The following is a 15,475-nucleotide window of genomic DNA, read 5'->3' on the forward strand; positions in this document are numbered from 1 at the left end:
CATCATGGCAATCGTTAAATGCAAACCGACTTCCCCTGGCCGCCGTTTTGTGGTCAAGGTGGTCAACCAGGAGCTGCATAAAGGCGCTCCTCACGCACCGCTGCTCGAGAAAAAATCGAAGACTGGTGGTCGTAACAACAATGGCCGCATCACTACTCGTCACATCGGTGGTGGTCATAAACAGCATTATCGTCTGGTCGATTTCCGTCGCAATGACAAGGATGGCATTTCTGCCACCGTCGAGCGCATTGAATACGATCCAAACCGTACTGCTCACATCGCACTGCTGCTGTACGCAGACGGCGAGCGTCGCTACATCATCGCGCCTAAAGGCGTGAGTGCTGGCGACCAGTTGATCGCAGGTGCCTTGGCTCCAATCAAGCCAGGCAACGCTCTGCAACTGCGCAACATCCCAGTGGGTTCTACCGTTCACGGCATCGAACTGAAGCCGGGCAAAGGTGCTCAGATCGCTCGTTCCGCTGGTGCATCTGCACAGCTGATCGCTCGTGAAGGTGTCTATGTGACTCTGCGTCTTCGCTCCGGTGAGATGCGTAAAGTCCTGGCTGAATGCCGCGCGACTCTGGGTGAGGTCTCGAACTCCGAGCACAGCCTGCGTTCGCTGGGTAAAGCTGGTGCCAAACGCTGGCGTGGCGTTCGCCCAACCGTCCGTGGTGTTGCCATGAACCCGGTTGACCACCCACATGGTGGTGGTGAAGGTCGTACCTCTGGTGGTCGTCATCCGGTATCGCCGTGGGGCTTCCCGACTAAGGGCGCGAAGACTCGTGGTAATAAGCGTACCGACAAAATGATCGTCCGTCGTCGCAAGTAAATAGAGGGATACGACAGTGCCACGTTCTCTGAAAAAAGGTCCTTTTATTGATCTTCACCTACTGAAGAAGATCGAAGTGGCGGCGGAAAAGAACGATCGCAAACCAGTTAAGACCTGGTCGCGCCGTTCTATGATCCTGCCACAAATGGTCGGTTTGACCATTGCTGTGCATAACGGTCGTCAACATGTTCCTGTTCTCGTGAACGAAGACATGGTCGGCCACAAACTAGGCGAGTTTGCCGGTACCCGCACTTATCGTGGGCACGTGGCAGACAAGAAAGCCAAGCGTTAAGGGGTAAGGAACGATGGAAGTAGCCGCTAAGTTGTCGGGCGCTCGAATCTCCGCCCAGAAAGCCCGCTTGGTCGCCGACCAGATCCGCGGGAAGAAGGTGGGCGAAGCGCTCAACCTGTTGGCTTTCAGCAGTAAGAAAGCCGCCGAGATCATGAAGAAAGTGCTGGAGTCGGCCGTAGCCAACGCCGAGCATAACGAAGGCGCAGACGTTGATGACCTCAAGGTCTCCACCGTTTTCGTCAACGAAGGGCGTTCGCTGAAGCGCATCATGCCACGTGCCAAAGGCCGTGCTGATCGCATCGTCAAGCGGTCTTGCCATATCACTGTCAAGGTTGCTGACAAGTAACGGAGTCGAAGAGATGGGTCAGAAAGTACATCCCATTGGCATTCGCCTGGGAATCGTCAAGGAGCACACCTCCGTCTGGTACGCAGACGGTCGGACTTATGCGGACTATTTGTTCGCTGATCTGAAGGTGCGAGAGTATCTCCAAGACAAACTAAAAAGCGCGTCCGTAAGCCGTATCGATATCCATCGTCCGGCGCAGACTGCACGCATCACCATCCACACCGCTCGTCCAGGTATCGTTATCGGGAAGAAAGGCGAAGATGTTGAGAAGCTGCGTCAGGACCTGACCAAGCAAATGGGTGTGCCTGTGCACATCAATATCGAAGAGATCCGTAAGCCGGAGCTCGACGGTATGCTGGTTGCGCAGAGCGTAGCTCAGCAGCTGGAGCGTCGCGTAATGTTCCGTCGCGCTATGAAGCGCGCAGTGCAGAACGCCATGCGCATTGGTGCCAAAGGCATCAAAATCCAAGTGAGCGGTCGTCTCGGCGGTGCTGAAATTGCACGTACTGAATGGTATCGCGAAGGTCGTGTGCCTTTGCACACCCTGCGTGCCGACATCGACTATGCCAACTACGAAGCTCACACCACTTACGGTGTGATCGGTGTAAAGGTTTGGATCTTCAAAGGCGAAGTAATTGGTGGTCGCCAAGAAGAGCTGAAACCGCAAGCACCAGCGCCTCGTAAAAAAGCTGCTAAGTAAGGGGTACGCCAAATGTTGCAACCTAAGCGTACGAAGTTCCGCAAGCAGATGACCGGCCACAACCGTGGTCTGGCATTGCGCGGTAGCAAAGTCAGCTTCGGCGAGTTCGCGCTGAAGTCTGTTGCTCGTGGTCGTCTCACCGCTCGTCAGATTGAGTCAGCGCGTCGTGCACTGACCCGTCACGTTAAACGTGGCGGCAAGATCTGGATCCGTGTATTCCCGGACAAGCCTGTCACCAAAAAGCCTCTCGAAGTTCGGATGGGTAAAGGTAAGGGTAACGTGGAGTACTGGGTTGCCCAGATTCAGCCAGGCAAAGTCCTGTATGAAATCGAGGGCGTTTCCGAAGAGTTGGCGCGTGAGGCTTTCGCCCTGGCTGCTGCAAAGCTGCCGCTCGCCACCTCCTTTGTTAAGCGGACGGTGATGTGATGAAAGCGAATGAACTTCGTGAAAAATCAGCACAGCAACTGAACGAGCAACTGCTCGGCTTGCTGCGCGACCAGTTCAATCTGCGCATGCAGAAAGCAACTGGCCAGTTGGGGCAGTCTCACCTGCTCTCGCAAGTTAAGCGTGACATCGCTCGCGTGAAGACTGTGCTCAACCAGCAGGCAGGTAAGTAATCATGGCTGAAGCCGAAAAAACCGTCCGTACGCTGACTGGCCGTGTCGTCAGCGACAAGATGGACAAGACCATCACCGTACTGATCGAGCGTCGCGTCAAGCACCCAATCTACGGTAAATACGTTAAGCGTTCGACTAAGCTGCACGCGCACGACGAAACCAATCAGTGCCACATCGGCGACAAGGTCACTATTCGTGAAACTCGTCCGATGGCCAAGACCAAATCTTGGGCGCTGGTTGATGTTCTCGAACGCGCTGTGGAAGTCTAAGGGCTAGGGGTCGGAGAAATTATATGATTCAGACTCAATCCATGCTCGATGTGGCCGATAACAGCGGCGCACGCCGCGTTATGTGCATCAAGGTGCTTGGTGGCTCTCATCGTCGTTACGCTGGTATCGGTGACATCATCAAAGTTACCGTCAAGGAAGCAATTCCGCGCGGTAAGGTGAAGAAAGGCCAAGTGATGACTGCAGTAGTAGTCCGCACTCGCCACGGTGTTCGTCGCGCAGACGGCTCCATCATCCGCTTTGATGGCAACGCTGCTGTTCTGTTGAACAACAAGCAAGAGCCGATCGGCACCCGTATCTTTGGGCCAGTGACCCGTGAACTTCGTACTGAGAAGTTCATGAAGATCGTCTCGCTCGCCCCAGAAGTGCTGTAAGGAGATCCGACATGCAAAAGATTCGTCGTGACGACGAGATCATCGTGATCGCCGGCAAAGACAAAGGTAAGCGCGGTAAGGTGCTCAAGGTTCTCGCTGACGACCGTCTGGTCGTTGGTGGGATCAACCTGGTGAAGCGTCATACCAAGCCAAACCCGATGTCGGGCGTACAGGGCGGTATCGTCGAGAAAGAAGCGCCATTGCACGCTTCTAACGTCGCCATTTTCAACGGCGCAACCAACAAGGCTGACCGCGTTGGTTTCAAAGTTGAAGACGGCAAGAAAATTCGTGTCTTCAAGTCGACCCAAAAAGCGGTTGATGCTTGAACACTGCTAGGTAGAAGACCATGGCACGACTAAAAGAGATTTACTGGAAAGAAATCGCACCGAAACTTAAGGAAGAACTTAAGCTTTCGAACGTGATGGAAGTTCCACGCGTTACCAAGATCACCCTGAACATGGGTCTGGGCGAAGCGATCGGCGACAAGAAAATCATCGAGCACGCTGTTGCAGACCTGGAAAAAATCACCGGCCAAAAAGTCGTTGTGACCTACGCTCGTAAATCTATCGCTGGCTTTAAAGTCCGTGAAGGTTGGCCGATCGGCGTCAAAGTGACTCTGCGCCGTGAGCGTATGTATGAATTCCTGGATCGTCTGCTGTCGATCTCCCTGCCTCGGGTTCGCGACTTCCGCGGCCTGAATGCCAAGTCCTTTGATGGTCGTGGTAACTACAGCATGGGCGTTAAAGAGCAGATCATTTTCCCGGAAATCGACTACGACAAGATCGATGCCCTGCGCGGTCTGGACATTACCCTGACCACCACTGCTCGTACGGACGAAGAAGGTCGCGCATTGCTGCGTGCTTTCAAGTTCCCGTTCCGCAACTGATTGGAGTAGGACCATGGCCAAGAAGAGCATGAAAAACCGTGAGCTGAAGCGTCAGCTCACCGTTGCCAAGTACGCTACCAAGCGTGCTGCGCTGAAAGCGATCATCGTGGATCTGAACGCAAGTCCAGAAGCACGTTGGGAAGCTACGGTCGCACTGCAGAAGCAACCACGTGACGCAAGTGCCTCGCGCATGCGTAACCGTTGCCGCCTGACAGGTCGTCCGCACGGCGTATACCGCAAGTTCGGCCTCGGCCGTAACATGCTGCGTCAAGCGGCAATGCGTGGCGACGTACCGGGTCTGGTTAAAGCCAGCTGGTAAGCAGTTATTCTCGCAGTGCGCCCATCGTGTTCACCTCGAACCGATCGGCGTAGAGCCTGAATTTGAATCAAGCCCCTTTTGGGGCTTGATTCATTTCTGGGGTGCGCCTAGAATTGCCGGCTCGCCAGAGCCCGTGCTTGCACGTGCCCGGAATTTTAAGGCGATAGGTTGTAGCCGCAAGGCTCATTTTTTTTGTATCAGGAGCGTCTAGCCCATGAGTATGCAGGACCCGTTAGCGGACATGCTAACTCGTATCCGTAATGCCCAGATGGCTGAAAAGCCCGTCGTAAGCATGCCATCCTCCACGTTGAAGGTGGCTGTAGCCAAAGTCCTGAAGGACGAAGGTTACATTGCGGGTTATCAGATCAGCAGCGAAACCAAGCCGTTGCTATCCATCGAGCTGAAGTACTTCGAAGGCCGTCCGGTCATCGAAGAAGTGAAGCGCGTTAGCCGTCCAGGCCTGCGTCAGTACAAGTCCGTCGATGAGTTGCCAAAAGTTCGTGGCGGCCTCGGTGTGTCTATCGTCTCCACCAACAAAGGTGTGATGACGGATCGTGCTGCGCGCGCTGCCGGTGTCGGCGGCGAAGTGCTTTGCACTGTGTTCTAAGGGGGGATAAGCATGTCACGCGTAGCTAAGAACCCCGTTAAGTTGCCAGCAGGCGTCGAAGTCAAACTCGTCGGCCAGCAGCTTTCGGTGAAGGGTGCCAAGGGCACTCTAGACCTGAACATTCATTCGTCCGTTGAAATTGTTGAAGAGTCCGGTGAGCTGCGTTTCGCTGCTCGCAATGGCGATCAACAAACTCGCGCAATGGCCGGTACCACTCGTGCGTTGGTAAACAACATGGTCCAGGGCGTAAGCCAAGGCTTCGAGCGCAAGCTCCAGCTGGTCGGTGTTGGTTACAAAGCGCAAGCAAAAGGCACGGTGCTGAACCTGGCCCTTGGCTTCTCGCACCCAGTGGACTACGAATTGCCGGAAGGCATCACCGCTGAGACTCCCAACCAAACCGATATCGTTATTCGCGGTATCGACAAGCAGTTGGTTGGTCAAGTGGCCGCTGAGATCCGCGACTTCCGCCGTCCAGAGCCGTACAAAGGCAAAGGCGTGCGTTACGCGGACGAAGTCGTCCGTCGTAAAGAAGCCAAGAAGAAGTAGGGCATAGCAAATGACCGTCAAAAAAGTTACCCGACTGCGTCGCGCTCGCAAAGCACGCCTGAAAATGCACGAACTCGAAGTCGTGCGTCTCTGCGTGTACCGCTCTTCGCAGCACATTTATGCCCAGGTCATCTCGGCCGACGGCAGCAAAGTCCTGGCAAACGCCTCGACTTTGGACAAAGAACTGCGTGATGGCGCCACTGGCAACATCGACGCGGCCACTAAAGTTGGCCAGCTGATCGCTGAGCGTGCGAAAGCCGCCGGTGTATCGCAAGTGGCTTTTGATCGTTCTGGCTTCAAGTACCACGGTCGCGTTAAGGCGCTGGCTGATGCTGCTCGTGAAGGCGGGCTGGAGTTCTAAGTTATGTCAAATAACGACCAAAAACGCGACGAAGGCTACATCGAGAAGCTGGTACAGGTTAATCGCGTAGCAAAAACCGTTAAAGGCGGCCGTATCTTCACTTTCACCGCGTTGACCGTGGTTGGTGATGGTAAAGGGCGCGTTGGCTTCGGCCGTGGCAAGTCACGTGAAGTGCCTGCCGCGATCCAGAAGGCAATGGAAGCTGCTCGCCGCAACATGATCCAGGTTGATCTGAACGGCACTACGCTGCAGTACGCCATCAAGTCCGCTCATGGGGCTTCGAAGGTTTACATGCAGCCTGCGTCGGAAGGTACTGGCATCATCGCTGGTGGTGCAATGCGCGCCGTCCTCGAAGTTGCTGGCGTCCACAACGTTCTGGCCAAGTGCTACGGTTCGACTAACCCGGTTAACGTTGTTCACGCAACGTTCAAAGGTTTGAAAACCATGCAGTCCCCTGAGTCGATCGCTGCTAAACGCGGCCTGAACGTCCAGGAGATCTTCTGATCATGGCTACCGTTAAAGTAACGCTGATCAAAAGCATGACCGGCCGCATCCCTAACCACAAATTGTGCGTTAAGGGTTTGGGTCTGCGTCGCATCGGTCACACTGTAGAAGTCGTTGATACCCCGGAAAACCGTGGGATGATCAACAAGGCCTACTACATGCTGCGAGTCGAGGGTTAATCGATGAAACTCAATGATCTGAGTCCAGCGCCGGGTTCCCGTCGCGAAAAGCATCGTCCGGGCCGTGGTATCGGTAGTGGTTTGGGTAAGACCGGTGGCCGTGGCCACAAAGGTCAGACCTCCCGCTCCGGTGGCACCATTGCTCCGGGCTTCGAAGGCGGCCAACAGCCGTTGCATCGTCGTCTGCCTAAGTTCGGCTTCGTCTCTTTGAAAGCTATGGATCGTGCTGAAGTTCGCACCTCCGAGCTGTCAAAAGTAGAGGGCGTCGTCACTGTGCAGTCCCTGAAGGATGCCAACGTGATCAACCAAAACGTGCAGCGTGTGAAAATCATGCTGTCCGGTGAGGTTACTCGCGCAGTCACCCTCAAAGGTATCGCAGCCACCAAAGGTGCGCGTGCGGCTATCGAAGCAGCTGGCGGCAAGTTCGAGGAATAAATGGCTAAGCAAGGTGCTCTCTCAGCGCTAGGCAAAACCGGCGGGTTGTCCGAACTCTGGGCTCGTCTGCGTTTCCTGTTCCTGGCGATTATCGTCTATCGGATCGGTGCGCATATCCCAGTTCCGGGTATCAACCCTGACCGGCTGGCGGACCTGTTTCGACAGAATGAGGGGACCATTCTTAGCTTGTTCAACATGTTTTCCGGCGGTGCGCTGGAGCGCATGAGCATTTTTGCATTGGGGATCATGCCGTATATCTCGGCATCGATCATCATGCAGCTCATGACCGCAGTCAGCCCGCAGCTGGAGCAGTTGAAGAAGGAAGGTGAGGCTGGTCGTCGTAAGATCAGTCAGTACACCCGCTATGGCACCGTCGTCCTGGCCCTGGTTCAAGCTATTGGCATGTCCATTGGTTTGGCCGGTCAGGGCGTTGCGTTCTCAGCAGATATCGGCTTCCACTTCGTTGCAGTCACCACCTTTGTTGCTGGTGCGCTGTTCATGATGTGGCTGGGCGAGCAGATCACTGAGCGCGGTGTTGGCAACGGTATCTCGATGTTGATTTTTTCGGGTATCGTCGCCGGTCTTCCGAGAGCGATCGGGCAGTCTTTCGAGTCTGCACGTCAAGGTGATATCAATATCTTCGCTTTGGTCGCCATCGGTTTGCTGGCAGTAGCGATCATCGGTTTCGTGGTGTTTATCGAGCGTGGTCAGCGTCGTATTGCTGTTCACTACGCCAAGCGTCAGCAGGGCCGCAAGGTCTTCGCTGCGCAGACGAGCCACTTGCCGTTGAAAGTGAACATGGCGGGCGTTATTCCCGCCATCTTCGCGAGCAGCATCTTGCTGTTTCCGGCTTCGCTGGGTGCCTGGTTCGGCCAGTCTGAGGGTATGGGCTGGTTGCAGGACATCTCGCAGTCGATCGCACCTGGTCAGCCGTTGAATATTCTGCTGTTTAGTGCAGGGATTATTTTCTTCTGCTTCTTCTATACGGCGTTGATGTTCAATCCGAAAGACGTAGCGGAAAACCTGAAGAAGTCCGGTGCCTTTATTCCGGGCATTCGTCCTGGTGAGCAGTCTGCGCGCTATATTGATGGCGTTCTGACTCGTCTGACCATGTTCGGTGCTCTCTATATGATGGCCGTATGCTTGCTTCCACAGTTTCTCGTGGTCGCTGCAAACGTGCCGTTTTACCTTGGCGGGACCTCGTTGCTGATCGTGGTCGTGGTTGTGATGGACTTCATGTCCCAAGTGCAATCGCACCTCGTTTCGCACCAGTATGAATCCCTGATGAAGAAAGCCAACCTGAAGGGCTACGGCAGCGGCATGCTGCGCTGAAGCACCCATAAGGTTCGAGGAGTTGGTGATGAAAGTTCGTGCATCGGTGAAAAAGCTGTGCCGCAACTGCAAGATTATTCGCCGCGAAGGTGTTGTTCGAGTAATTTGCAGCGCGGAACCACGTCACAAGCAGCGCCAAGGCTAAATGTGATCTGTGCTAAAAGCCCAGCAGCTAGTGCGCTGCTGGGTTGATTATTTGTTATTACAGCGATATTATCTCGCGCCCTATTTCTTGGCTTCCGGGGCGTAGGTAGCTGTCAATTGGAGTCCCACTGAATGGCCCGTATTGCAGGCGTTAACATTCCAGATAACAAGCATACTGTTATCTCGCTGACCTACATCTATGGTGTTGGTCGCACAACTGCACACAAAATCTGTGCTACTACCGGGGTGAACCCGGCGGTAAAGATCAAAGATCTGAGCGACGAGCAGATTGAACAGCTGCGTGGCGAAGTCGCGAAGTTCACCACTGAAGGTGATCTGCGTCGCGAAATCAACATGAAAATCAAGCGCTTGATGGACCTCGGTTGCTATCGCGGTCTGCGTCATCGTCGTGGTCTTCCAGTGCGCGGTCAGCGTACCAAGACTAACGCGCGTACCCGTAAAGGTCCGCGTAAGCCGATCCGCAAGTAATCGCCCCAGCGAATCGACAGGAATTAAATCATGGCAAAACCTGCTGCTCGTCCTCGTAAAAAAGTTAAAAAGACAGTGGTTGATGGCATCGCCCACATCCATGCATCTTTTAACAACACAATCGTGACCATCACCGACCGTCAAGGTAACGCTCTGTCCTGGGCAACCTCCGGTGGTTCGGGTTTCCGCGGTTCTCGCAAGTCCACGCCGTTTGCTGCTCAAGTAGCTGCTGAACGTGCTGGTCAAGCTGCGCTGGAATACGGCCTGAAAAACCTCGACGTCAACGTCAAAGGTCCAGGTCCAGGTCGTGAATCTGCTGTCCGTGCTTTGAACGGCTGCGGCTACAAGATCGCCAGCATCACCGACGTGACGCCAATCCCGCACAACGGGTGCCGTCCGCCGAAGAAGCGCCGCGTGTAATCCAGGAGATTGTAAAGAATGGCTCGTTACATTGGTCCAAAATGCAAACTCGCTCGTCGCGAAGGCACCGATCTCTTTCTGAAGAGCGGCGTGCGCGCGATCGAATCGAAGTGCAACATCGAAGCAGCACCTGGTATCCACGGCCAACGCCGCGGTCGCCAGTCCGACTACGGCACCCAACTGCGTGAAAAGCAGAAAGTCCGTCGTATTTATGGCGTTCTCGAGCGTCAGTTCAGCGGTTACTACAAAGAAGCTGCCGGCAAGAAAGGCGCAACTGGTGAGAACCTGCTGCAACTGCTCGAATGCCGTCTGGACAACGTTGTGTACCGCATGGGCTTCGGTTCGACTCGCGCCGAATCGCGTCAGCTGGTATCGCACAAGTCGGTAAGCGTAAACGGCAAAACCGTTAACGTTCCGTCCTACCAGGTCCGTGCTGGTGACGTAGTAGCGATTCGCGAAAAAGCGAAGAACCAGCTGCGTATTGTTCAGGCTCTCGATCTGTGTGCCCAACGTGGCCGCGTAGAATGGGTAGAAGTAGACACTGAGAAAAAATCTGGCGTCTTCAAAAGCGTCCCAGCTCGCAGTGATCTGTCCGCCGACATCAACGAAAGCCTGATTGTCGAGCTCTACTCCAAGTAAGGGCTAGAAAATAGGTGCATCCATGCAGATTTCGGTAAATGAGTTCCTGACACCCCGCCACATTGATGTGCAGGTTGTCAGTCCGACCCGCGCCAAAATCACTCTCGAGCCTCTCGAGCGTGGTTTCGGCCATACCCTGGGCAACGCGCTGCGCCGCATCCTGTTGTCCTCCATGCCCGGCTGTGCAGTAGTCGAGGCCGAGATTGACGGTGTACTCCATGAGTACAGCGCCATCGAAGGTGTACAGGAAGATGTCATTGAAATCCTGTTGAACCTTAAAGGTCTGGCTATCAAGCTGCACGGTCGAGACGAAGTTACGCTGACCTTGTCGAAGAAGGGTTCGGGGGTGGTTACCGCTGCCGATATTCAGCTGGATCATGATGTCGAGATCGTTAACCCCGATCACGTAATCGCTAACCTGGCGTCTAACGGCGCCCTGAACATGAAGCTCGTTGTAGCTCGTGGTCGCGGTTATGAACCAGCAGACTCGCGTCAGAGCGATGAAGACGAAAGCCGCAGTATTGGTCGCTTGCAGCTCGACTCTTCGTTCAGCCCGGTTCGTCGCATTGCATACGTGGTGGAAAACGCCCGTGTCGAGCAACGTACCAACCTGGACAAGCTGGTTATTGATCTGGAAACCAATGGTACTCTGGATCCTGAAGAGGCAATCCGTCGTGCAGCAACCATCCTGCAACAGCAGTTGGCTGCGTTCGTCGACCTCAAAGGTGACAGCGAACCCGTTGTAGTCGAACAGGAAGACGAGATCGATCCGATCCTGCTTCGTCCGGTTGACGATTTGGAACTGACCGTACGTTCGGCCAACTGCCTTAAGGCGGAGAACATTTACTACATCGGCGACCTGATTCAGCGCACCGAAGTAGAACTGTTGAAGACTCCGAACCTGGGCAAGAAATCCTTGACCGAAATCAAGGACGTTCTGGCTTCTCGTGGTCTCTCCCTCGGCATGCGCCTCGACAACTGGCCGCCTGCAAGTCTTAAGAAGGACGACAAGGCGACTGCCTGATCGTCGTAATCACCGAACGTAGTGTTTGGTAAGGAATGAACCATGCGTCATCGTAAAAGTGGACGTCACCTGAGCCGTACCAGCTCTCACCGTAAGGCCATGTTCCAAAACATGGCGGTGTCGCTGTTCGAGCACGAGCTGATCAAAACTACCCTGCCGAAAGCCAAAGAACTGCGTCGCGTTGCTGAGCCGCTGATCACTTTGGCCAAGATTGACAGCGTTGCTAACCGTCGTCTGGCATTTGACCGTACCCGTTCGAAAGAAATGGTCGGTAAACTGTTCAACGATCTGGGCAAGCGTTATGCAACTCGTGAGGGTGGCTACCTGCGCATCCTCAAGTGCGGCTTCCGCGCTGGCGACAACGCGCCAATGGCGTACGTCGAACTGGTTGATCGTCCTGTCGGTGGTTCTGTAGAAACCGCTGAATAAGACATCAGTCATTACAAAGAACCGGGCCTAGTGCCCGGTTTTTTGTTGCCTGCTATAACCAGCCCCGAATGATGAATTGCGCCGAATATGGGGTGATTCTAAGTGATAAACGGAACCCTCCTCATTTACCTGCTTGTTCGATACCAAATGTCCGAATTTCGCCGGATTTGTACGTTTATTTGCTATCCCGCAGCGTGACCTACCAGTCCGGTTGGTTCAAACTAACGCCTTTCACGAGGAGATGGACGGCGATGCAAGGCCACCCGGATGTAATTGATTACCTCAACACGCTGCTGACTGGCGAACTGGCTGCGCGCGACCAGTATTTTGTCCACTCGCGGATGTACGAAGATTGGGGTTTCAGCAAGCTGTACGAACGTATCAATCACGAGATGGAAGAAGAGGCTCAACACGCTGATGCGTTGATGCGCCGGATTCTGATGCTCGAAGGCACTCCACGCATGCGTCCTGATGATCTGGATGTGGGCACGACGGTACCTGAGATGCTCGCCAGCGACCTTCGCCTGGAATATAAGGTGCGAGCCGCGCTGTGCAAAGGCATTGCGCTCTGTGAGCAGCACAGGGATTACGTCAGCCGTGACATCCTCCGCATTCAGCTCGCCGACACGGAAGAAGACCACACTTACTGGCTTGAGAAGCAGCTGGGCCTGATCAAATCCATCGGCCTCGAGAATTACCTTCAGTCGCAGTTCTGAACACTGAGACAGTCGCTATAGAAAAGCCCCTGGCGCGTATCGCGACAGGGGCTTTTTTGTTGCTGCCATGTGATTAAGCGCGATCGCGCTCCAGAAGCGGCTTCAGATAGTGGCCGGTGTAGGACTGTTTCATGTCCGCCACCTGTTCTGGCGTACCGGTCGCGATGATCTGTCCACCTTTCGAGCCGCCTTCAGGGCCCAGGTCGACCAGCCAATCGGCGGTCTTGATCACATCCAGGTTGTGCTCGATCACAACGACCGTGTTGCCGTGGTCACGTAGGCGATGCAGTACGTCCAGCAATTGCTGGATATCCGCGAAGTGCAGGCCAGTGGTGGGCTCATCCAGGATGTACAGGGTCTTGCCGGTGTCACGCTTGGACAGTTCGCGAGACAGCTTCACACGCTGTGCTTCGCCACCGGAGAGCGTGGTCGCCGACTGACCCAGCTTGATGTAGGACAGACCTACATCCATCAGCGTCTGCAACTTCCGGGCGAGGGCCGGTACGGCGTCAAAGAACGTCCTCGCTTCTTCGATCGTCATCTCCAGGACCTCGTGGACGTTTTTGCCCTTGTACTTGACCTCGAGCGTCTCGCGGTTGTACCGCTTGCTCTTGCACACATCGCAAGGCACGTAGATGTCAGGCAGAAAATGCATCTCGACCTTGATCAGGCCGTCACCCTGACACGCTTCGCAGCGACCGCCCTTGACGTTGAAAGAGAATCGGCCAGGGCCGTAACCACGAGATCTTGATTCAGGCACGCCAGCAAACAACTCACGGATTGGCGTGAACAGCCCGGTATATGTCGCAGGGTTTGACCGTGGGGTACGCCCGATTGGGCTCTGGTCAATATCGACGACCTTATCCAGATGCTGCAGGCCGTCAATGCTGTCGTGCGCCGAAGCCTCAAGCGTTGTTGCGCCATTGAGCGCAGTGGCGCTGAGAGGGAACAGCGTGTTGTTGATCAGCGTCGACTTGCCCGAGCCCGACACACCTGTCACGCAGGTCAGCAAGCCAATTGGAATTTCCAGATCGACATTGCGCAGGTTGTTGCCGCGCGCGCCTTTGAGTTTCAGCGACAGCTTTTTATTACGGGGCGTACGCTTGGCAGGCACGGCGATCTTCACGCGCCCTGACAGGTATTTACCCGTCAACGAGTCCGGATGATCCATCACTTCCTGTGGCGTGCCTTCCGCGACAATATTGCCGCCATGCACGCCCGCACCCGGGCCGATGTCGACCACATAGTCGGCCAGTCGAATGGCATCCTCGTCATGCTCAACCACGATGACCGTGTTGCCGATGTCTCGCAGGTGCCGCAACGTGTCCAGCAACCGATCGTTATCGCGCTGATGCAAGCCGATTGAAGGCTCATCGAGGATGTACATCACGCCGACCAGTCCGGCGCCGATCTGGCTGGCCAGACGAATGCGCTGTGCCTCACCGCCGGAGAGCGTATCGGCGCTCCGGTCCAGTGTCAGATAGTCCAGCCCGACGTTGACGAGGAACTGCAGGCGCTCGCGAATTTCCTTGAGAATCTTGTCAGCGATTTCACCGCGTCGGCCCGTGAGCTTCAGCTCACCAAAATAATGGGTAGCGTCGCCGATCGGCATGTTGGTAACGGCCGGAAGTGTCTTCTCGCCGACCCATACGTGGCGGGCCTCACGGCGCAACCGCGTACCACGGCATTCGGGGCAGGGCTGCGTGCTGAGAAACTTCGCCAATTCCTCTCGGACCGTGGTCGATTCAGTTTCCCGGTAGCGGCGTTCCAGGTTGGGAACGATGCCTTCGAACGGGTGCGCGCGTTTGACGATGTCGCCGCGGTCGTTCAAGTAACGAAAGTCAACGCTATCCTTGCCGCTGCCGCCGAGCAGGACCTTCTGCAAGTCGGCAGGCAGTTCCTTGAACGGCACCTCGAGGCTGAAGCCGTAATGCTTCGCCAATGAGCCGAGCATCTGGAAGTAATAGACGTTCCGTCTGTCCCAGCCACGAATCGCGCCTTCTGCCAGTGTGAGTTCGCCATTGACCAGACGCTTGGTGTCGAAGAATTGCTTCACGCCCAGCCCGTCGCAGGTCGGGCAGGCGCCGGCGGGGTTGTTGAACGAGAACAGCTTTGGCTCCAGCTCGCTGATCGCATGGCCACAGATCGGGCAGGCGAAGCGAGCGGAGAAAATGATCTCTTCGCCTGGCTCATCGTCCATCGGCGCGACCAGCGCAATGCCGTCTGCCAGCTTCAGCGCGGTCTCGAACGACTCGGCCAACCGCTGTTGCAGGTCCGACCGCACCTTGAAGCGGTCAACCACGACATCGATCGAGTGCTTCTTCTGTTTATCGAGCTTCGGCAGCTCGTCCAGCTCGCACAGCCGGCCGTTCACCCGAGCGCGTACAAAACCCTGAGCGCGGAGCTCTTCAAAAATCGCCAGGTGCTCGCCTTTACGCTCCCGTACCACGGGGGCAAGCAGCATCAGTTTGGCGCCTTCCGGCTGTGCCAGCACCAGGTCGACCATCTGGCTGACGGTTTGCGCTTCCAGAGGTATGTCGTGATCCGGGCAGCGCGGCTGACCCACACGCGCATACAGCAAGCGCAGGTAGTCGTAGATCTCGGTGATGGTGCCCACGGTCGAGCGGGGGTTGTGGGACGTGGACTTCTGCTCGATGGAAATGGCGGGCGACAGGCCTTCAATTGTGTCGACGTCCGGCTTCTCCATCATCGACAGGAACTGACGGGCGTAAGCGGACAGCGATTCGACATAGCGACGCTGGCCCTCGGCGTAGAGCGTATCAAACGCCAAGGACGATTTTCCTGAGCCGGACAATCCGGTGATGACGATCAGCTTGTCGCGTGGAAGGGTCAGGTCGATGTTCTTCAGGTTGTGGGTTCGAGCCCCACGAATCAAGATCTTGTCCAAAGCTGGCCTCGCACGGCGGGCGTGTAAAACGTGGGAGTATACGGGGAAATACTGGATGGATACACACTGCTGAGGGGCACGCCGCCTCACTG

At 55.6% G+C, this 15,475-nt stretch carries 26 protein-coding genes; 25 read left to right on the forward strand and 1 reads right to left on the reverse strand.

Going from position 1 to position 15,475, the window contains the following annotated elements; all coding sequences use genetic code 11:
* Positions 1 to 4: 4 nt before the first annotated feature.
* From rplB to bfr, 25 genes are all read left to right on the forward strand, one after another.
* Complete coding sequence (gene rplB / locus L4G42_RS23920; RefSeq protein ID WP_003176423.1) at positions 5 to 829, forward strand: 50S ribosomal protein L2; 825 nt, start codon at positions 5 to 7, stop codon at positions 827 to 829.
* A 16-nt stretch (positions 830 to 845) separates the two neighbouring features.
* Positions 846 to 1,121, forward strand: a complete 276-nt coding sequence (gene rpsS / locus L4G42_RS23925) for a 30S ribosomal protein S19 (protein WP_002555486.1) — start codon at positions 846 to 848, stop codon at positions 1,119 to 1,121.
* A 13-nt stretch (positions 1,122 to 1,134) separates the two neighbouring features.
* A complete protein-coding gene (gene rplV / locus L4G42_RS23930; protein ID WP_003103908.1) occupies positions 1,135 to 1,467 on the forward strand; it encodes a 50S ribosomal protein L22 in 333 nt (110 codons plus the stop codon).
* Between the two features lie 13 nt (positions 1,468 to 1,480).
* Positions 1,481 to 2,167 (forward strand): 30S ribosomal protein S3, encoded by a 687-nt coding sequence (rpsC, locus tag L4G42_RS23935; protein WP_003176422.1) that lies wholly within the window; start codon positions 1,481 to 1,483, stop codon positions 2,165 to 2,167.
* A gap of 12 nt (positions 2,168 to 2,179) precedes the next feature.
* Positions 2,180 to 2,593: a 50S ribosomal protein L16 gene (rplP, locus tag L4G42_RS23940; protein WP_003186052.1), complete on the forward strand. Its 414-nt coding sequence runs from the start codon at positions 2,180 to 2,182 to the stop codon at positions 2,591 to 2,593.
* Complete coding sequence (rpmC, locus tag L4G42_RS23945) at positions 2,593 to 2,784, forward strand: 50S ribosomal protein L29 (RefSeq protein ID WP_002555481.1); 192 nt, start codon at positions 2,593 to 2,595, stop codon at positions 2,782 to 2,784. The genes rplP and rpmC overlap by 1 nt, the downstream gene beginning before the upstream one ends.
* A 2-nt stretch (positions 2,785 to 2,786) precedes the next feature.
* Positions 2,787 to 3,053, forward strand: a complete 267-nt coding sequence (rpsQ, locus tag L4G42_RS23950) for a 30S ribosomal protein S17 (RefSeq protein WP_003194644.1) — start codon at positions 2,787 to 2,789, stop codon at positions 3,051 to 3,053.
* A 23-nt stretch (positions 3,054 to 3,076) separates the two neighbouring features.
* Positions 3,077 to 3,445 (forward strand): 50S ribosomal protein L14, encoded by a 369-nt coding sequence (gene rplN, locus L4G42_RS23955; protein ID WP_002555479.1) that lies wholly within the window; start codon positions 3,077 to 3,079, stop codon positions 3,443 to 3,445.
* Positions 3,446 to 3,456: 11 nt separating this feature from the next.
* Complete coding sequence (rplX, locus tag L4G42_RS23960) at positions 3,457 to 3,771, forward strand: 50S ribosomal protein L24 (protein WP_002555478.1); 315 nt, start codon at positions 3,457 to 3,459, stop codon at positions 3,769 to 3,771.
* A 20-nt stretch (positions 3,772 to 3,791) separates the two neighbouring features.
* Positions 3,792 to 4,331 (forward strand): 50S ribosomal protein L5, encoded by a 540-nt coding sequence (rplE, locus tag L4G42_RS23965; RefSeq protein WP_237254171.1) that lies wholly within the window; start codon positions 3,792 to 3,794, stop codon positions 4,329 to 4,331.
* Positions 4,332 to 4,344: 13 nt separating this feature from the next.
* Positions 4,345 to 4,650: a 30S ribosomal protein S14 gene (rpsN, locus tag L4G42_RS23970; RefSeq protein WP_003186042.1), complete on the forward strand. Its 306-nt coding sequence runs from the start codon at positions 4,345 to 4,347 to the stop codon at positions 4,648 to 4,650.
* A gap of 214 nt (positions 4,651 to 4,864) precedes the next feature.
* The gene (gene rpsH, locus L4G42_RS23975; RefSeq protein WP_037017722.1) at positions 4,865 to 5,257 is read left to right on the forward strand and encodes a 30S ribosomal protein S8; all 393 of its coding nucleotides are present in this window, start codon (positions 4,865 to 4,867) and stop codon (positions 5,255 to 5,257) included.
* Positions 5,258 to 5,269: 12 nt separating this feature from the next.
* The gene (rplF, locus tag L4G42_RS23980) at positions 5,270 to 5,803 is read left to right on the forward strand and encodes a 50S ribosomal protein L6 (protein ID WP_108121485.1); all 534 of its coding nucleotides are present in this window, start codon (positions 5,270 to 5,272) and stop codon (positions 5,801 to 5,803) included.
* Between the two features lie 10 nt (positions 5,804 to 5,813).
* Positions 5,814 to 6,164, forward strand: coding sequence for a 50S ribosomal protein L18 (gene rplR / locus L4G42_RS23985; protein ID WP_037017727.1), 351 nt, complete (start codon positions 5,814 to 5,816; stop codon positions 6,162 to 6,164).
* Positions 6,165 to 6,167: 3 nt separating this feature from the next.
* The gene (rpsE, locus tag L4G42_RS23990) at positions 6,168 to 6,668 is read left to right on the forward strand and encodes a 30S ribosomal protein S5 (RefSeq protein WP_037017729.1); all 501 of its coding nucleotides are present in this window, start codon (positions 6,168 to 6,170) and stop codon (positions 6,666 to 6,668) included.
* A gap of 2 nt (positions 6,669 to 6,670) precedes the next feature.
* On the forward strand, positions 6,671 to 6,847 hold the full coding sequence (rpmD, locus tag L4G42_RS23995) for a 50S ribosomal protein L30 (RefSeq protein ID WP_028621547.1): 177 nt from the start codon (positions 6,671 to 6,673) through the stop codon (positions 6,845 to 6,847).
* A 3-nt stretch (positions 6,848 to 6,850) separates the two neighbouring features.
* Positions 6,851 to 7,282 carry a 50S ribosomal protein L15 gene (rplO, locus tag L4G42_RS24000; RefSeq protein ID WP_237254172.1) on the forward strand — a complete coding sequence of 144 codons (432 nt, stop codon included), beginning with the start codon at positions 6,851 to 6,853 and terminating at the stop codon, positions 7,280 to 7,282.
* Positions 7,283 to 8,614 carry a preprotein translocase subunit SecY gene (secY, locus tag L4G42_RS24005; protein WP_237254173.1) on the forward strand — a complete coding sequence of 444 codons (1,332 nt, stop codon included), beginning with the start codon at positions 7,283 to 7,285 and terminating at the stop codon, positions 8,612 to 8,614.
* Positions 8,615 to 8,642: 28 nt separating this feature from the next.
* The gene (gene rpmJ / locus L4G42_RS24010; protein ID WP_002555468.1) at positions 8,643 to 8,759 is read left to right on the forward strand and encodes a 50S ribosomal protein L36; all 117 of its coding nucleotides are present in this window, start codon (positions 8,643 to 8,645) and stop codon (positions 8,757 to 8,759) included.
* Between the two features lie 131 nt (positions 8,760 to 8,890).
* Positions 8,891 to 9,247, forward strand: coding sequence for a 30S ribosomal protein S13 (rpsM, locus tag L4G42_RS24015; protein ID WP_037017739.1), 357 nt, complete (start codon positions 8,891 to 8,893; stop codon positions 9,245 to 9,247).
* Positions 9,248 to 9,277: 30 nt separating this feature from the next.
* Positions 9,278 to 9,667, forward strand: coding sequence for a 30S ribosomal protein S11 (rpsK, locus tag L4G42_RS24020; RefSeq protein WP_002555466.1), 390 nt, complete (start codon positions 9,278 to 9,280; stop codon positions 9,665 to 9,667).
* 18 nt (positions 9,668 to 9,685) lie between these two features.
* The gene (gene rpsD / locus L4G42_RS24025; protein WP_037017742.1) at positions 9,686 to 10,306 is read left to right on the forward strand and encodes a 30S ribosomal protein S4; all 621 of its coding nucleotides are present in this window, start codon (positions 9,686 to 9,688) and stop codon (positions 10,304 to 10,306) included.
* Between the two features lie 22 nt (positions 10,307 to 10,328).
* Positions 10,329 to 11,330 (forward strand): DNA-directed RNA polymerase subunit alpha, encoded by a 1,002-nt coding sequence (locus L4G42_RS24030; protein ID WP_007970428.1) that lies wholly within the window; start codon positions 10,329 to 10,331, stop codon positions 11,328 to 11,330.
* A 42-nt stretch (positions 11,331 to 11,372) separates the two neighbouring features.
* A complete protein-coding gene (rplQ, locus tag L4G42_RS24035) occupies positions 11,373 to 11,759 on the forward strand; it encodes a 50S ribosomal protein L17 (protein WP_065988453.1) in 387 nt (128 codons plus the stop codon).
* A gap of 251 nt (positions 11,760 to 12,010) precedes the next feature.
* On the forward strand, positions 12,011 to 12,475 hold the full coding sequence (bfr, locus tag L4G42_RS24040; protein ID WP_122623962.1) for a bacterioferritin: 465 nt from the start codon (positions 12,011 to 12,013) through the stop codon (positions 12,473 to 12,475).
* Between the two features lie 73 nt (positions 12,476 to 12,548).
* On the opposite strand, the gene uvrA is transcribed toward bfr, so the two are convergent.
* The gene (gene uvrA / locus L4G42_RS24045; RefSeq protein ID WP_237254174.1) at positions 12,549 to 15,383 is read right to left on the reverse strand and encodes an excinuclease ABC subunit UvrA; all 2,835 of its coding nucleotides are present in this window, start codon (positions 15,381 to 15,383) and stop codon (positions 12,549 to 12,551) included.
* Between the last annotated feature and the right edge of the window lie 92 nt (positions 15,384 to 15,475).

The organism is Pseudomonas petrae (genome assembly GCF_021728295.1).
GTDB lineage: Bacteria > Pseudomonadota > Gammaproteobacteria > Pseudomonadales > Pseudomonadaceae > Aquipseudomonas > Aquipseudomonas petrae.

Bases quoted from the DNA above. Each gene is read 5' to 3' on its own strand.
- rplB (WP_003176423.1), top strand. From the start codon at position 5: ATGGCAATCGTTAAATGCAAACCGACTTCCCCTGGCCGCCGTTTTGTG.
- rplQ (WP_065988453.1), top strand. From the start codon at position 11,373: ATGCGTCATCGTAAAAGTGGACGTCACCTGAGCCGTACCAGCTCTCAC.
- L4G42_RS24030 (WP_007970428.1), top strand. From the start codon at position 10,329: ATGCAGATTTCGGTAAATGAGTTCCTGACACCCCGCCACATTGATGTG.
- rplO (WP_237254172.1), top strand. From the start codon at position 6,851: ATGAAACTCAATGATCTGAGTCCAGCGCCGGGTTCCCGTCGCGAAAAG.
- rplF (WP_108121485.1), top strand. From the start codon at position 5,270: ATGTCACGCGTAGCTAAGAACCCCGTTAAGTTGCCAGCAGGCGTCGAA.
- rplP (WP_003186052.1), top strand. From the start codon at position 2,180: ATGTTGCAACCTAAGCGTACGAAGTTCCGCAAGCAGATGACCGGCCAC.
- rplV (WP_003103908.1), top strand. From the start codon at position 1,135: ATGGAAGTAGCCGCTAAGTTGTCGGGCGCTCGAATCTCCGCCCAGAAA.
- rpmC (WP_002555481.1), top strand. From the start codon at position 2,593: ATGAAAGCGAATGAACTTCGTGAAAAATCAGCACAGCAACTGAACGAG.
- bfr (WP_122623962.1), top strand. From the start codon at position 12,011: ATGCAAGGCCACCCGGATGTAATTGATTACCTCAACACGCTGCTGACT.
- rpsC (WP_003176422.1), top strand. From the start codon at position 1,481: ATGGGTCAGAAAGTACATCCCATTGGCATTCGCCTGGGAATCGTCAAG.
- rpsE (WP_037017729.1), top strand. From the start codon at position 6,168: ATGTCAAATAACGACCAAAAACGCGACGAAGGCTACATCGAGAAGCTG.
- rplN (WP_002555479.1), top strand. From the start codon at position 3,077: ATGATTCAGACTCAATCCATGCTCGATGTGGCCGATAACAGCGGCGCA.
- rpsM (WP_037017739.1), top strand. From the start codon at position 8,891: ATGGCCCGTATTGCAGGCGTTAACATTCCAGATAACAAGCATACTGTT.
- rplR (WP_037017727.1), top strand. From the start codon at position 5,814: ATGACCGTCAAAAAAGTTACCCGACTGCGTCGCGCTCGCAAAGCACGC.
- rpmD (WP_028621547.1), top strand. From the start codon at position 6,671: ATGGCTACCGTTAAAGTAACGCTGATCAAAAGCATGACCGGCCGCATC.
- rplE (WP_237254171.1), top strand. From the start codon at position 3,792: ATGGCACGACTAAAAGAGATTTACTGGAAAGAAATCGCACCGAAACTT.
- rplX (WP_002555478.1), top strand. From the start codon at position 3,457: ATGCAAAAGATTCGTCGTGACGACGAGATCATCGTGATCGCCGGCAAA.
- rpsH (WP_037017722.1), top strand. From the start codon at position 4,865: ATGAGTATGCAGGACCCGTTAGCGGACATGCTAACTCGTATCCGTAAT.
- rpsK (WP_002555466.1), top strand. From the start codon at position 9,278: ATGGCAAAACCTGCTGCTCGTCCTCGTAAAAAAGTTAAAAAGACAGTG.
- rpsD (WP_037017742.1), top strand. From the start codon at position 9,686: ATGGCTCGTTACATTGGTCCAAAATGCAAACTCGCTCGTCGCGAAGGC.
- rpsN (WP_003186042.1), top strand. From the start codon at position 4,345: ATGGCCAAGAAGAGCATGAAAAACCGTGAGCTGAAGCGTCAGCTCACC.
- rpmJ (WP_002555468.1), top strand. From the start codon at position 8,643: ATGAAAGTTCGTGCATCGGTGAAAAAGCTGTGCCGCAACTGCAAGATT.
- secY (WP_237254173.1), top strand. From the start codon at position 7,283: ATGGCTAAGCAAGGTGCTCTCTCAGCGCTAGGCAAAACCGGCGGGTTG.
- rpsQ (WP_003194644.1), top strand. From the start codon at position 2,787: ATGGCTGAAGCCGAAAAAACCGTCCGTACGCTGACTGGCCGTGTCGTC.